At 67.6% G+C, this 13,396-nt stretch carries 11 protein-coding genes; 9 read left to right on the top strand and 2 right to left on the bottom strand.

Going from position 1 to position 13,396, the window contains the following annotated elements:
- The first annotated feature begins 5 nt into the window (after positions 1-5).
- From AC3WLD_RS06060 to AC3WLD_RS06040, 5 genes are all read left to right on the top strand, one after another.
- Entirely contained in the window at positions 6-608 is a 603-nt protein-coding gene (locus tag AC3WLD_RS06060; protein ID WP_492556046.1) for a CatB-related O-acetyltransferase, read from the top strand.
- Positions 605-1,720: a glycosyltransferase gene (locus AC3WLD_RS06055; RefSeq protein WP_492556045.1), complete on the top strand. Its 1,116-nt coding sequence runs from the start codon at positions 605-607 to the stop codon at positions 1,718-1,720. The genes AC3WLD_RS06060 and AC3WLD_RS06055 overlap by 4 nt, the downstream gene beginning before the upstream one ends.
- Entirely contained in the window at positions 1,717-2,676 is a 960-nt protein-coding gene (locus AC3WLD_RS06050) for a glycosyltransferase family 2 protein (RefSeq protein WP_492556044.1), read from the top strand. The genes AC3WLD_RS06055 and AC3WLD_RS06050 overlap by 4 nt, the downstream gene beginning before the upstream one ends.
- 93 nt (positions 2,677-2,769) lie before the next feature.
- Positions 2,770-3,039 (top strand): spike base protein, RCAP_Rcc01079 family, encoded by a 270-nt coding sequence (locus AC3WLD_RS06045; protein ID WP_492556043.1) that lies wholly within the window; start codon positions 2,770-2,772, stop codon positions 3,037-3,039.
- Positions 3,039-5,111, top strand: a complete 2,073-nt coding sequence (locus tag AC3WLD_RS06040) for an SGNH/GDSL hydrolase family protein (RefSeq protein ID WP_492556042.1) — start codon at positions 3,039-3,041, stop codon at positions 5,109-5,111. Before AC3WLD_RS06045 ends, AC3WLD_RS06040 begins: the two co-directional genes overlap by 1 nt.
- A gap of 3 nt (positions 5,112-5,114) precedes the next feature.
- On the opposite strand, the gene AC3WLD_RS06035 is transcribed toward AC3WLD_RS06040, so the two are convergent.
- A complete protein-coding gene (locus AC3WLD_RS06035) occupies positions 5,115-6,029 on the bottom strand; it encodes a glycoside hydrolase family 16 protein (RefSeq protein WP_492556041.1) in 915 nt (304 codons plus the stop codon).
- 182 nt (positions 6,030-6,211) lie between these two features.
- Here AC3WLD_RS06035 and AC3WLD_RS06030 point away from each other — a divergent pair, with 182 nt between their 5' ends.
- From AC3WLD_RS06030 to galE, 4 genes are read left to right on the top strand one after another with little or no spacing between them, the layout of a single operon-like run.
- Positions 6,212-9,205, top strand: a complete 2,994-nt coding sequence (locus AC3WLD_RS06030) for a trifunctional glycosyltransferase/class I SAM-dependent methyltransferase/polysaccharide deacetylase (protein WP_492556040.1) — start codon at positions 6,212-6,214, stop codon at positions 9,203-9,205.
- Positions 9,202-10,161, top strand: a complete 960-nt coding sequence (locus AC3WLD_RS06025; RefSeq protein WP_492556039.1) for a glycosyltransferase family 2 protein — start codon at positions 9,202-9,204, stop codon at positions 10,159-10,161. The genes AC3WLD_RS06030 and AC3WLD_RS06025 overlap by 4 nt, the downstream gene beginning before the upstream one ends.
- The gene (locus AC3WLD_RS06020; protein WP_492556038.1) at positions 10,158-11,951 is read left to right on the top strand and encodes an ABC transporter ATP-binding protein; all 1,794 of its coding nucleotides are present in this window, start codon (positions 10,158-10,160) and stop codon (positions 11,949-11,951) included. Before AC3WLD_RS06025 ends, AC3WLD_RS06020 begins: the two co-directional genes overlap by 4 nt.
- Positions 11,948-12,907 (top strand): UDP-glucose 4-epimerase GalE, encoded by a 960-nt coding sequence (galE, locus tag AC3WLD_RS06015; protein ID WP_492556037.1) that lies wholly within the window; start codon positions 11,948-11,950, stop codon positions 12,905-12,907. The genes AC3WLD_RS06020 and galE overlap by 4 nt, the downstream gene beginning before the upstream one ends.
- Here the strand turns inward: galE and AC3WLD_RS06010 are convergent.
- On the bottom strand, positions 12,904-13,368 hold the full coding sequence (locus AC3WLD_RS06010) for a MaoC family dehydratase (protein WP_492556036.1): 465 nt from the start codon (positions 13,366-13,368) through the stop codon (positions 12,904-12,906). The two genes, galE and AC3WLD_RS06010, sit on opposite strands and share 4 nt — an antisense overlap.
- Positions 13,369-13,396: the final 28 nt, after the last annotated feature.

Raw genomic sequence — 13,396 nt, 5'->3', positions numbered from 1 at the left:
GGGGCATGATTCGCAAGTTGATGGGCCGGAGACCGGCGGCGCCCAGCCGCGACGTGCTGACCGAGGGCAAGGTGACCCTTGCCGGGTGCACGCTGCTCGGGCCGATCCGGGTCGGCTATCGCAGCTACGCCAACGATTCTCTGCTGCGGAACATCGATATCGGACGATTCTGCTCGATCGGACGGCGCTGCTCGCTCGGCGCGGCCCGGCACGATGTCGATTGCTTCACCACGCATCCGTCGGCCGCTTCGCCGGACTTCATCCGCGATCCGCAGACCCGGATCGGCCACGACGTGTGGATCGGTGACAACGTGGTGGTGGTGGCCGGGGTGACGATCGGCGACGGGGCCGTGGTCGCAGCCGGGGCCGTCGTGACCCGAGACGTCGAGCCTTACGAGATCGTCGCCGGTATTCCCGCACGCCTGCTTCGGCGGCGCTTCAGCGAGACGACCGCCGCGGCGCTGCGCTCGTCGCAGTGGTGGCGCTATGGCGACGGCGCGCGCGAGCTGATCGGCCCCGGAGCAACTCCGGACGAACTGCTCAAGGCGATGGAGCGGGTACCGTTGACGCCGCTGGAGGCTCATTTTGCGCCCTGGACACAGGCGTGACCCGGATTGCCTATCTCGTTCACAACCTGGCTGACTCAGCGGTAGCGCGGCGCATCGTCATGTTCCGCGCGGCGGGGGCGGAAGTGACCGTGCTCGGCTTCTGCCGCGAGGAGCGCGCGCCTGCCGAGGTCGCGGGTGCGCCAGCAGTGTCCCTTGGTCGCACGCACGACGCCGATCTCGGCCAGCGTGCCCGTCAGGTTTTTGCCAACGTGATCCGGCCGGAAAAGCTGCTCGAGGGCTGCCGCGATGCCGACGTGATCGTGGCACGGAACCTCGAGACGCTGGTCCTCGGCCGGTGGGCGCAAGCCCGGCTGGGCGGGCGGCGGCTGGTCTACGAGAGCCTCGACATTCACCGCAGCCTGCTGGGTGGCGGAGTGAAGGGGCAGGTGATGCGCGCGATCGAGCGGGGTCTGATGCGGCACTGCTCGCTGCTGCTGTCGTCCTCGCCGGCGTTTCTCCGCGAGTATTTCGAACCCGTGCAGAAGCTCACCATCCCGGCGCTGCTGGTCGAGAACAAGCTGCTGGCGCTGGACGGCGCCCCTCCTGCACCGGCGCTTCCCGTGACGGGACCGCCCTGGCGGATCGGCTGGTTTGGCAACCTGCGCTGCCGCAAGACGCTGGCGACGCTGCTGCGCCTCGCCGATGAGGGAGAGGGGCGGATCGAGGTGCTGATCGCGGGCAAGGCGAGCCCCGCGGAGTTTCCCGACTTTGCGGCGCAAGTGGCGCGGCCGCATGTCCGCTATCACGGACCTTACGCCCCGTCGGAGTTGCCCGGCCTCTACGGCCAGTGTCATTTCGCGTGGAGCATCGACTATTTCGAGGAAGGCCTGAACTCGACCTGGCTCCTGCCCAACCGGGTCTACGAAGCCTCGTGCTTCGGCGCGGTTCCGGTGGCGCTGGCGAACGTCGAGACAGGGCGCTGGCTCGCCGTTCATGATGCGGGCCTGCTGCTCGAGGAAGGGCGCGAGGCCGAGCAGTTCGCAGGCGTGCTCCGGAACATGACCGCGACGGAGTACGCGCCGCTGCGGGCCCGTGTGCTCGCGATCGCGCGGCGCGATCTTTTCGCGGACCAGCGGGACTGCGCCGAGCTGCTTTCGGCGATCGCCGGATGAGCGATCCTGCCCGGCTCCTGGTCGTCGTTCCCTGCCTGAACGAGGCAGGGCACCTGCCGGGCCTGCTCGACTGGCTGCGGCGGGCGGCACCGGGCAGCCGGATCGTCGTTGCGGACGGCGGCAGCAGCGATGGGAGCCGCGAGATCGTGGGCGGGTTCGCGGAGGTTGTTCTGCTCGACAACCCTAAGCGCATCCAGTCCGCGGGGCTCAACCTGGCGGTCGACCGGCACGGCTCGGATTGCGACTGGCTGCTGCGCATCGACGCGCACTGCGACTATCCGGACGGTTATGTCGCTGGGCTCCTTTCCGCAGCGGAGCAGCGCGATGCGACGAGTGTCGTCGTGCCCATGATCACACGCGGCTTCGCCTGTTTCCAGCGCGCAGTTGCGGCGGCGCAAAACTCGGTGCTGGGCACCGGCGGTTCGCCGCACCGGCACCTCGGGGAGGGCCGGTTCGTCGATCACGGGCACCACGCCCTGATGCGGCTCGACCTGTACCGCAGGGTCGGTGGCTACCGCGAGGACATGAGCCACAACGAGGACGCCGAGCTCGACTTGCGGCTGGCTGCCGCCGGCGGGCGCATCTGGCTCGAGCCGGCGCAGGCTATCGTCTATTACCCGCGCCGCGAGGCCCGGTCCTTGTGGCGTCAGTATCGCGGGTACGGGCAGGGCAGGGCGCGCACGCTGGGGCTGCATCGCCAGCGGCCCAAGCTTCGCCAGCTGCTGCCGCTGGCTGTCCCGGCGGCGATGCTGCTCGCGCTGGCCGCGCCCTGGTTCTGGGCGGCGATCCTGCCGCTTGCCGGCTATCTCGGGCTGGTGCTCGGCGGCGGGCTTCTCGTAGGATCGCGGGCGGGCGGAGGCTGCGCGCTGCTCGCCGGGATCCCGGCGGCGATCATGCACCTGGCCTGGAGCGTTGGCTTCCTGCGCGGTCTGCCGCGCGCGCTCCGCGGTACCTGAAAAAAGAATTTTCCTACACGGACGAAAAAGAACAAATCGGCAACATCGTGATTCGCCGCGGGTGATGGACCCGTCTCAGCAGGAGCAGAACCGATGGCTTCCGACCAGTTCGATACGATGCAGGATTCCCCTTCCAGCCCTTCGCGCGCGCCGTTCGCGGTGACCGCCAGCGACACCCTCGAACTCAACCCGATCCCCAAGGCGCTTTATGTCGGCACCGGCGGCAACGTGGTCGTGCGCGGCATGGGCGCGAGCGCCGACGTGACGTTCCGCAATGTCGCGAGCGGGCAGGTGCTCGACGTGCGGGCGCGGCTCGTCAAGGCGACCGGAACGACCGCCGCCGATATCGTGGCGCTCGCCTGATGGCGCGGTTCGGCTTCGGAGCGGGCCGTCGCCGGACCCGCTTGTCCCAGCAGCCACCCGTGGTGACGCTCGCGCCGCTGGTGCTGACATCGGCCACGCTGGCCGAGAACAGCGCCGCCGGCGTCGTGGTCGGGACCCTCTCCGGGCGTACCGCCGGATCGACAGTCTCGCTTCTTGCGAACGACGGAAACCGCTTCGCCATCGTTGGCGGCGATGTGGTTGCCGGCGCGGTCGCCTGCGATTTCGAAGCGGGTTCGGTGCGCTCGATCACCGTCCGGGAAACCCTTGCTGGCGCCAGCAACAGTCCGCGTGACACGGTGCTCTCGATCAGCGTAGGCAACGTGTTCGAGCAGCCAGACCTGTTGGCACTGACCCTTTCGGCCACGATCGCGACTGTGGGGGCGGCGACCAGCATCGGCATTGTCGGCGCCACCGCCGGATCGGTCATCTCCGGGACGGTTCCGGACGGGATGACGCTCAACAGCGCCGCGCGGACGATCGGCGGAACTCCGACAGTCGCCGGCACCTACAACTTCGCGTTAACCGAAACGCTGGCGGACAGCGCCAACTCGCCGCGCGTTTCAAACGTGACCGTCATTGTTGCCGCTGCGGCGGTCACCGCGCCGGGCTACCTCAACACCGCCGCAACTGCGCCCTGGGCGGTGTGGGGCGCGCACCGGCTCGTGTCGGGCTACGCCGGAAACCTCTTCACGCTGCGCCGTGCGAGCGACGGCGCGACGCTGAACGTCGCGGCGCAAAGTGGCGGGGATTATCCCGATTACCCCGGAATCGCGGCGTGGATCGGATCATCGACCGCGACGGTGACGACCATCTTCGACCAGACCGGCAATGGGCGGAACCTGATCCAGGGCACCGTCGCGAACCAGCCGTCATTCGATCCCGCCCAGAAGACCGGCAACGCAGTGCCGATCCTGTTCGACGGATACGGGCGGACGACGAACGCCTTCCTGGTCGCGGCCGACAAGAACATGGTGCTCGACGCCATCGCGCTCGACCGGACGGCGCTTTCCGCATTTGCGGTGGCGGAGCTGAAGACGAGCTACAACTCGTTCGGGTTCTTCACCGGCTCTGAAAGCGGCGGGTTCTCCACCGGGCAGCAGGAACTCTATATCCAGAACGGCGCGGTGACCGTCCGCAGCGGGACCGATACGCGCTCGAGCAACGTCGCCGAACCGCGCGCCAGCAAGGCGACGGTCGGCTATGCGTTCGGTCCTTCGACAAGCTATGTCTACAGCAAGGAAAGCTGGCGCGGGCAGGGCGTGGCGCTGACGTCGTCGACCATCGGGCGGCTGACACTGGGCAAGTCGATCTTCGGCGGATCGGCCTTCAACGGAATGTATGCGCTATTCGGCATGGCGCTCTACAGCCAGATGCTCTCCAACACGACGACCGGCCCTGCGGTGGTAACGGCGCTCAACGCCGCCTGCGAGGTACCGACCGCGTTCCAGTACACCGCCGTGTTCAACGGCGACTCGATCTTGGAAGGATCGGGTGCGGCAAGGCTGCTCAACACCGTCCGCCAGATGGGGCTGCGCAAGGAGGGCGAGGTCGTCAACTCGGCCATCCATGGGACGACGCTGGCGACGCAGTATGCTGCGCGGACGCGGTTTTCGACCAACCTCTACAACGCGGGGAGGCCCTGCGTGTTTTTCATGCAGGCGGGCACCAACGACCTGGCGAGCACGGCGGGCGCGACGCTCTATGCCAACACCGCAACACCTTACGTCACGTACCTCAAGGGTCTGGGCTACAAGGTGGTGATCTGCACGATCCTGCCCCGGACCGGTTCCAGCGGCTGGTCGGCGGCGATGGAGAACGAACGCCAAGCCTACAACGCCGCCGTGGTGGCCAACGCAGCGGGGGCGGATCTCGTGTTGGATCTTGCAAGCGACCCGGTCATGGGTCCGACGACCGCGTGCGCCGACACCAGCCTTTATGTCGACGCGCTGCATCCGGCCACGGGCGGGCATGCCCGGCTGGCGAGCCTTTACCGCGCTGCTTTGCAGACGGTGCTGCGAACGACCGCGCTGGGCAGCAGCTACGTTCCTTGAGCGTTACTGGCGTTCGAGACGCCAGGTCCTCACCCAGTCGATGTCCATTGCCGCCGGAAAGCGGGTGCTGGCGTCCGGATCGCCCGGCCAGCGCCCGCCAACCGCAAGGTTGAGCAGCAGGTACATTGGCCGGTCGAGATCCGCCGGCGCGGCTATCGAAGCGGTTTTTTCGCCATCGACGTAGTAGTCGATCCGGTCCGGCAGCCACATGGCGCCATAGCGGTGGAATTCGGTCGGATTGCCTGAAAACGCGACTCTGCGGGTCACGTCCTTGGGTGGGATAGAGGAGTGGACGCTCGAATAGATCGTCGAAGGGTCGTGTCCCAGCGCCTCGACCACGTCGATCTCGGGCGGCCAGCGGCTGTCTTCCCGCAGGAGCCAGAACCCTGGCCAGATGCCCTTGCCGCCGGAAAAGCGAAGCCGTGCTTCGAAGTAGCCGTACTGCTGGACATAGAGCCCGCGCGTGGTGAGTAGGCCCGAGCTGTATGACAGTTCCCGAAGCACGGGGTTGTCGCGGTGGCCCGGGAGACTGGCGAGCTCGGCCTGGACAGCGCCTTTCACCGCCGGGCTCATCGGTTGCGCGGTGATGGTCACCATCCCGTCGTGGACGAGGAAGGGGTCGATCCCCAGGCCGAGATAGCCCGGATCGAAATAGACCTGCCGCTCGCGGTTGGCGGGCAGGGTCCGCTTCGGAACCGTCGTATCGCGCGCGCCCGGATCGGCGAAGACGTGCCCCCACAGCTTGGGGTCGAGGACCGGCTTGTCGAATTCTTCCGCGAGCGCGGGAACCAGCTTGTAGCCGGGCGGAGCCGCCGGCATTTCGTCGCCGCGAACCTTGGGCGTGCAGGCAAGCGCCGCGGCGGCCAGTAGCGCAAGGAGAAGGGCGCGCGAGGTCTTCAGGAGCCGGCGGCGATGCATCACCCGAACTTCGTCAGGGAACACGGCGCTTGTCAATCGCCCAGCCTTCCAGGGCATCGTCCGATTCCGATCCAAATTGCGCGAATTCAAGCCTGCACCTCGGGCTGAAAGCGGTTATACGGTGCGTCTTGCCGACGCTGGCGTAAGCTGGCCTGCCGGTTCAGGGGGCCTGTAACATCCGGATGCGCAGCGACGATTTGATCTCCGTGGTGATCCCTGCGCGCAACGCCGCAGGAACGCTGGAGAAGGCCCTGCAATCGCTGGTCCGGCAGGGGCATCGCCACTGGGAGGCGGTGGTGGTCGATGACGGATCGACCGACGAAACCGCCGCGATCGTTCACCGCCTTGCCGATCAGGACGCCCGCATCAGGATCGTGTCAGGTCCGGCGCGAGGGGCTTCGGCTGCCCGCAACCGGGGCATTGCGGAAGTGGCGGGCCAGTGGCTCCAGTTCCTTGACGCGGACGACTGGCTGGAACCCGATCATCTCGAGCGGATGCTCGCCGCCCTGCGTGCCAATCCTGAGGCAAAGGTCGCCTGGTGCAGCTATCGCCGGGTCATGCTCGACGGACGGGAGGACGGGGTCAAGACGCTGGAACTGGACGACGATCCATTCCCGCAACTGTGCGAGCAATGCACGGTGGCGATCCACGGCGTGCTGGTCGATCTCGAACTGGTCCGCAGCGTCGGCGGCTTCGACGAAGAGCTTGTCACGTGCGAGGATTGGGACCTGTGGCAGCGCGTTGCCCGCACCGGCGCGCCGTGGACCGGAGTGCCCGACCTGATCGTGCCGTACCTCGTCGACCCGCGCTCGCTGTCCAACCGTGCCACAAGCCTGCTGCGCGACGGGATGACGGTGATCGAGCGCGGCGCTGCTCCTGACCCGCGCGTGCCCGCACCGGCGCTGCGCTGGAGCAAGGGCCTGTCCGCCTGGGGCAGCGACACTGCGCACCGCCGCTCGCGGTTCGCGCTGTGGGTGCTGAGCTCGCTGGTGGCGGGCGGCAAGCCCGTCGATTTCGATACCTCGGTCCTCGCTGGACTCTCGCGTGATCCGTGGCTGGGCGGGGAGATCGGGTATTACATCTTCGATGGCCTGGTCATCGGGCTCCAGACCACGGGCGAGCGGCTCCTGCTCGCCTCGGATAAGGTCGGGCCGGCGATCCGGACGATTATGGACGAAGTGGCCCGCCACGTCGAAGATCCCATGGCGCTGCGGCGGATCGAGCATTCGCTCGACGACCTGCTGCTCGAGGGAGAGTGGCAGGATGGGCAGGTGCTCGCCCGGACTTTGCTGGTCGAGCGCGAGCGAGGATTCACGGGCAACATCGCTTTGCCCGAGGGCATCGACCGGGTGCATTGCCGGCTCGTCAACGCAGGTCGCAGCTATGCCGCGGTGACGATCGGCGCGCTGGATGCGATCGATGCGAACGACATCGAGGACGCACTCGCGGCAAGTTTCCACGGCCGCCAGCTGTCAAACGCCCGGCTTCGCGCCGCGGCGAGGGCGCTGGTGCCGGCCGCGCTGAAAGCGCCGCTCAAGCGCGCCGCGCGTTCGGGCCCGGCGCGGAGGCTGATCGACACGGCCTGGAAGATACGGCGGCGGCTGGGCCGGGCTCGCCCTGTCGACCATGTGGCCCCTTCGGCGAGCCCGCACCGCCTGCGACTGGCGGAACTGGAGCAGGCGCTCGCAATCGAATTGCCCGCGGCGGCTCCTGCGGTAGAAGCGGCGAAGAACGAGGACCCGGCGCGCAGCGGCGATCGCGGCGCGTTCTGGGAGGCCATTTTCGCCTCGCCCGATCCCTGGAACTACGACTCGCCCTATGAAGCGCAGAAGTACGAGCGCCAGCTGGAACTGCTCCCGGACCGCCCGGTCCGCCATGCGCTTGAACTGGCCAGCGCCGAGGGGCACTTCACCCATCGCCTTGCCTCGCTGGTCGCCAGGCTGACCGCGACCGACATTTCGCCGACTGCGCTGGAGCGCAACCGTGCGCGGCAGGCGCAGCATCACGACAACATCGACTTCCGCACCCTCGATCTAGTCGTCGAGAAGATTCCCTCCGGACACGATCTGATCATCTGCTCCGAAGTGCTCTATTACCTCGATGACTATGCCCAGCTGCGGATGGTCGCCGGCAAGATCGCCGACGCGCTCGAGCCGGGAGGCGCGTTCCTGACCGCACACGCCTTCGTCTCGACCGACGACCGGACCCGCACCGGGTTCGACTGGGGCCATCCGTTCGGCGCGGAGGGTATTGCCCGCACGTTCGCCGAGACTCCGGGACTTGTCCTGGAGGAATCGATCCAGACCGAGATCTACCGCGTCGACCGTTTCCGCAAGCTGGCCGCTGGCGAAGTAGCGGAGCCGCCGGTCGTTCGCGCGGCAGATGTGTGCGAGGTGCTCGACCCGGACGTCGAACGATACCTGCTGCGCGGCGGTGCCGATGTCCTGCGCAGCGACGTCGCCGGGGAACAGGCCGACCGCGTGCCGATCCTGATGTACCACGGCGTCGCGGACAGCGGACCGGAGGCGCTGGCCCGCTACCGCACCGCGCCGGCGAAATTCCTCGAACAGGTGCGCTGGCTGCGGCGGAACGGCTATCACACCCTGTCGCCGGTTCGATTGGCGGAGCATCTCGCCAATCGCCGCCCGTTCCACGGTCGCCCGGTCGTCATCACGTTTGACGACGGCATCGCAAACTTCGCGGAGCACGCCTGGCCGATCCTGCGCGCGCACGACTTCGAGGCGGAGATGTTTCTCGTCACCGGCCTGGTCGGCGGCACGGCCGAGTGGGACGGCGAGGACGGCCGCCAGATTCCCCTGCTCGACCTTGAGACGATCCGGCGGCTGGCTGCTGAGGGCGTGCGCTTCGGCAGCCACTTCACCCGCCACGTGCCCGCCAATGGCCTGTCGAGCGAGGAACTGGCGCACGAGATGATCGCCTCGCGGTTGCAGATCGAAAGCTGGCTCGGGACCGCGCCGGTGCAGCTCGCCGCGCCCTACACCATTCCCGACCGGCGCTTCCCGGCCATGGCCCGGTCGACCGGCTATTCGCTGCTCTATGGCAACGGATCGGGGCCGGCTGGATGGTGGCAATCGCCCTGTGATCTGCCGCGGATCGAGATCCCGGGTGACTGGTCGATGGACCAGTTCGTGGCGGCACTGGAAGCGGCGCGGTGACGCAGCCGCTGGTCAGCGTGGTGATCCCGGCGTTCAACGGTGCGGCCACTATCGACGAAACCTTGCGCTCCGTTCGCGGTCAATCGTGGCGCGAGCTGGAGATCGTGGTGGTGGACGACGGGTCTACCGACGACACGGTCGAGGTCGCCGGGCGCCACATGCGCGCAGACCCGCGCGTCCGGGTAATCTGCCAGCCCAACGCAGGGGTCGCCGCTGCCCGCAACGCCGGATGGCGTTCGGCCGCCTCTGACCTGATCGCCTTCGTCGATTCCGACGACCTGTGGGCCGAGGACAAGATCGCCCGGCAGATGGCCGTCCTGGCCGAGCGCGGCGAGGGGACGGGACTCGTTTACAGCCGCTATGCCCTGATCGATGGGGAGCGGCGGATCATCTACCGCGACACCACGCCGGTTCACGAGGGCGAGGTCCTGCGACAGCTGATGCACGGCAACTTTGTCGGCAATGGCAGCGCGGCGCTGGTCCGCCGCGCAGCGCTGGAAAGCAGCGGCGGGTTTGAACCAGCGCTCCACCAGGCGGGCGCGCAAGGCTGCGAGGACATCCTGTTCTACCTCCGCGTCGCAGAAAACTGGCATTTCGGCGTCGTCCACCAGCCAGACATCGGCTACCGGCTGCTGCCCGATGCGATGTCGGCGGACCTCTTGCGCATGTTCCGCTCGTGGATGATGGTGCGCGAAGAGATGCTCGCCCGCCATCCCGATTACCGGGCCTCTCTCGATGCGGGGGCGCAGGCGTTCTGGCAGTGGCTGTTCGAGCGCTCGATCCAGCGCCGGCAATGGCGACAGGTCCCGCGCCTGCTGACTGCGCTCGGGCGCTGGCGGGTGCGCTCGCTCGTCCGGCTGGCCCCGGCGGCGCTGCGCGAACTGGCGAGGGCGCGGAACGGCGGCGAAGAGCGCGCCGCTCCGCCCGAAAAGTTTGCGATCGGTGAGCCGGCATGACGGCCACCAGCCCAAAGCCCGGTGGTGTCCGGCCTGCGCTGGCCGATCTCTTCGCACTGCTGCGGCGGATCGGGTTCGATCACCGGCTGACCGTGCTCCACGTGGTGCTCGGGCTGCTGGCCTCGCTGGCGGAGACCGTGGGGATCACCGTCGTCCTGTTGTTCCTCTACCTCGCGAGCGGCCAGCTCGATCGCGCGACCGCCGATGCGGGTGCGTTCGGCAGCGTGCTGCGCGATCTTGCCGAGTGGTCGGGCTCGCTGGCCGGAGTCGGGGTAGTCCTGGTCGCGCTGATTTTCGCGCGGGCGCTGATCGCGCTCGCTTATTCACTGATCTCGACACGAACGAGCGAGTGGATGAGCCAGCAACTGCGCGATACGTTGCATTATCAGTACCTCACCGCGCAGTACGGCCGGGTTACGTCGTTCGACATGGGCAACCTGCTCGAGGTGCTGAGCATCGAATCGTGGACGACGGCGCAGTCCTACCAGGCGTTTACCCGCCTCATCGTCAGCGCCTGTTCGCTGGTGGTGTTCGGCGGTTTCCTCTTGCTGCTGTCGTGGAAGATCACCCTGATCGCGGTCATCGGGGCGGGGGCAGTAACGCTCGCGCTGCGCCGTTTCTCGCGCCGCGCCCACGCCTGGGGCGAGGTTGTGCGCGAAAGCCACAAGGCGCTCGGCAGCCTCATGCTGGTCACGCTCGAAGGCCTGCGCACGCTGCGCGCTTATGGCCGCGAAGAGGCGCATCACCGCCGCTTCCTCAAGAGCTCGGCTGAGGCCGGGGAAGGGGTCTACCGGCTGGCCTGGCTCAATTCGTGGATCGGACCGGTCTCTGAAGCGGGCTATCTCGTCACCCTCGCTTTGATCATCGCCAGCATCGAGTTCTGGGACACCGGCTTTGCCACCACGCTGACGGCGGTGGCGCTGCTCTATCGCCTCCAGCCGCATACCCGCGAGATCGAGCAGCAGTTCCTGACGCTCGCCCACAACGGCCCGCGGGTGGCCTCGGTCAAGGACATGATCCGCGCGATGGAAACTGCGCCGCGCAGCGACGGGGCAGGGGAGGCGCGGCTTCACCGCGAAATTGCCTTCCGCGACGTGACCTTCCGCTATGCGCCCGATCTTCCTGTTGTCCTGAAAGGGGTGTCGTTCACGATTCCTGCCGGCAAGACCACCGCGCTGGTTGGCCCGAGCGGGTCGGGCAAGACCACCATCGTCCAGGTGCTGCTGCGGCTGTGGGACATCGAGGACGGTGCGGTGCGGATCGATGGCATCCCGCTCGAAACGCTGCGGCGGGAGAGCTGGCTCGGCCTCCTCGGCGCTGCCGGGCAGGATATCGACCTGGTCGAGGGGACGGTGCTCGACAACATCCGGCTCGGCACCGAGAATGCAACCGATGAAGCGGCCATCGCGGCCGCGCGCGCCGCCGGGGTGGACCTGTTCGTCGAGGAGCTGCCGCTCGCCTATCAGACGTGGATCAACCTCGAAGGACAGCGCTTCTCCGGCGGCCAGCGCCAGCGCATCGCGCTTGCCCGGGCGATCCTGCGCGAGCCACGGCTGTTGATCCTAGACGAGGCGATGAACGCGCTCGACATGGACCTGGAAAGGCGAATCAATGCCACCATCGCCGAGCGGCTGGCCGGGCACACCGTGCTGATGATCACCCACCGGATCGAGAACATCCGCAGCGCCGATCACATCGTTTGGATCGAAGACGGGAGGATCGTCGGCGAGGGCCCGCCCGCCGAATTCACCCGGACCCTGTTCGCCCGCTATGCCGGAGAGATCACATGAAGCGGATCCTCGTGACCGGCGGAGCGGGTTATGTCGGCAGCCACGCGTGCAAGGCGTTCGCGCGGGCCGGGTACGAGGTGTTCACCTTCGACAACCTCTCGCGCGGCTGGTGCGAGGCGGTGAAGTTCGGTCCGCTGATCGAAGGAGATCTGCTTGATCCCGCGGCGCTCGACCGCGCGATGGCCGAGGCCGAGCCCGATATCGTCGCCCACTTCGCTGCCTTCGCCTATGTCGGGGAGTCGATGGCCGAACCGGCGATGTACTATCGCAACAACGTCGCGGGCTCGCTCAACCTGCTCGACGCCATGGGGCGGCACGGGGTCGACAGGCTCATCTTCTCGAGCTCCTGCGCGACATACGGCGTACCGGACGCACTGCCGATCGACGAGGAAACGCCCCAGATGCCGATCAATCCCTATGGCGCGTCGAAGATGATGGTCGAGCGGATGATTGCGGACCACGCTGCGGCCTATGGACTGTCGGCGGTGTCGCTGCGCTATTTCAATGCGGCGGGGCTCGACCCGGAGGGTGAACTGTTCGAACGGCACGAGCCGGAGACGCACGTCATCCCGCTGGCGATCGAAGCGGCCCGTGCGGGGCGGCCGTTCACGGTGAACGGGACCGATTTCCCAACCCCCGACGGCACCGCGATCCGGGACTTCATCCACGTGACCGACCTTGCCGACGCTCATGTCCGTGCGGCCGCCTATTGTGAAACGCATCCGGCGGCGGTGGCGCTCAATCTCGGGACCGGGACCGGCACTTCCGTCGCGCAGATCGTCGCGGCCGTCTCCAGTGCGACCGCCAGGACCATCGATGTCGACTGCGGCCCGCGCCGGCCGGGTGATCCGGCCGAACTCGTCGCGTCGCCGCGGCGGGCCCGCGAAGCGCTGGGCTGGGAGCCGCAGCTGTCGGACATCGACACGATCGTGCGGACCGCGCTGCTCGGCAGCTAGTCTTCGAATGGCGCCTCGGGGTTGCGCACGCGGATCAGGCCGTTGGATACCAAGGTCATCACCAGCTCATCATTCTGGTTGTAGACCCGCGCCTGCGACTTGAAGATCCCCATGTCGGGGCGAGAGCGGCTGCGGCGCTTTTCGAGCAACTCGCTTTCGACCCGCAGAGTGTCACCGGGATAGACGGGCTTAACCCAGCGCAGTTCGTCTATTCCCGGCGAGCCGAGCCCCGCCTGCGGATTGGCCTGCATGTTGGCGACCATCATCGCCATCGTCATCGCGCCGGTGTGCCAGCCGCTGGCCGAGATGCGGCCGAAGTGCGTCTTCGCAGCTTCCTCGTCGGAGAGGTGGAACGGCTGGAAGTCGTACTTGCGGGCGAACTCGAGCACTTCCTCGCGCGTCACCTCGTAGTGGCCGAACTTCGCGACGGTGCCCGGCACCAGGTCTTCGTAGTGTATCATACCCGAAGGTAGTGCCGGGCGCCGCCGC

It is taken from the genome of Novosphingobium sp. FW305-C-111, assembly GCF_058783565.1.
The sequence above is the reverse complement of the archived record's forward strand: the minus strand, read 5'-3'. Positions and strand labels throughout refer to the sequence as shown.

Excerpts from the sequence above, each read along its gene's own strand:
- AC3WLD_RS06060 (WP_492556046.1), top strand. The coding sequence starts at position 6 with ATGATTCGCAAGTTGATGGGCCGGAGACCGGCGGCGCCCAGCCGCGAC.
- AC3WLD_RS06050 (WP_492556044.1), top strand. The coding sequence starts at position 1,717 with ATGAGCGATCCTGCCCGGCTCCTGGTCGTCGTTCCCTGCCTGAACGAG.
- AC3WLD_RS06045 (WP_492556043.1), top strand. The coding sequence starts at position 2,770 with ATGGCTTCCGACCAGTTCGATACGATGCAGGATTCCCCTTCCAGCCCT.
- AC3WLD_RS06040 (WP_492556042.1), top strand. The coding sequence starts at position 3,039 with ATGGCGCGGTTCGGCTTCGGAGCGGGCCGTCGCCGGACCCGCTTGTCC.
- AC3WLD_RS06035 (WP_492556041.1), bottom strand. The coding sequence starts at position 6,029 with ATGCATCGCCGCCGGCTCCTGAAGACCTCGCGCGCCCTTCTCCTTGCG.
- AC3WLD_RS06030 (WP_492556040.1), top strand. The coding sequence starts at position 6,212 with ATGCGCAGCGACGATTTGATCTCCGTGGTGATCCCTGCGCGCAACGCC.
- AC3WLD_RS06020 (WP_492556038.1), top strand. The coding sequence starts at position 10,158 with ATGACGGCCACCAGCCCAAAGCCCGGTGGTGTCCGGCCTGCGCTGGCC.
- galE (WP_492556037.1), top strand. The coding sequence starts at position 11,948 with ATGAAGCGGATCCTCGTGACCGGCGGAGCGGGTTATGTCGGCAGCCAC.
- AC3WLD_RS06010 (WP_492556036.1), bottom strand. The coding sequence starts at position 13,368 with ATGATACACTACGAAGACCTGGTGCCGGGCACCGTCGCGAAGTTCGGC.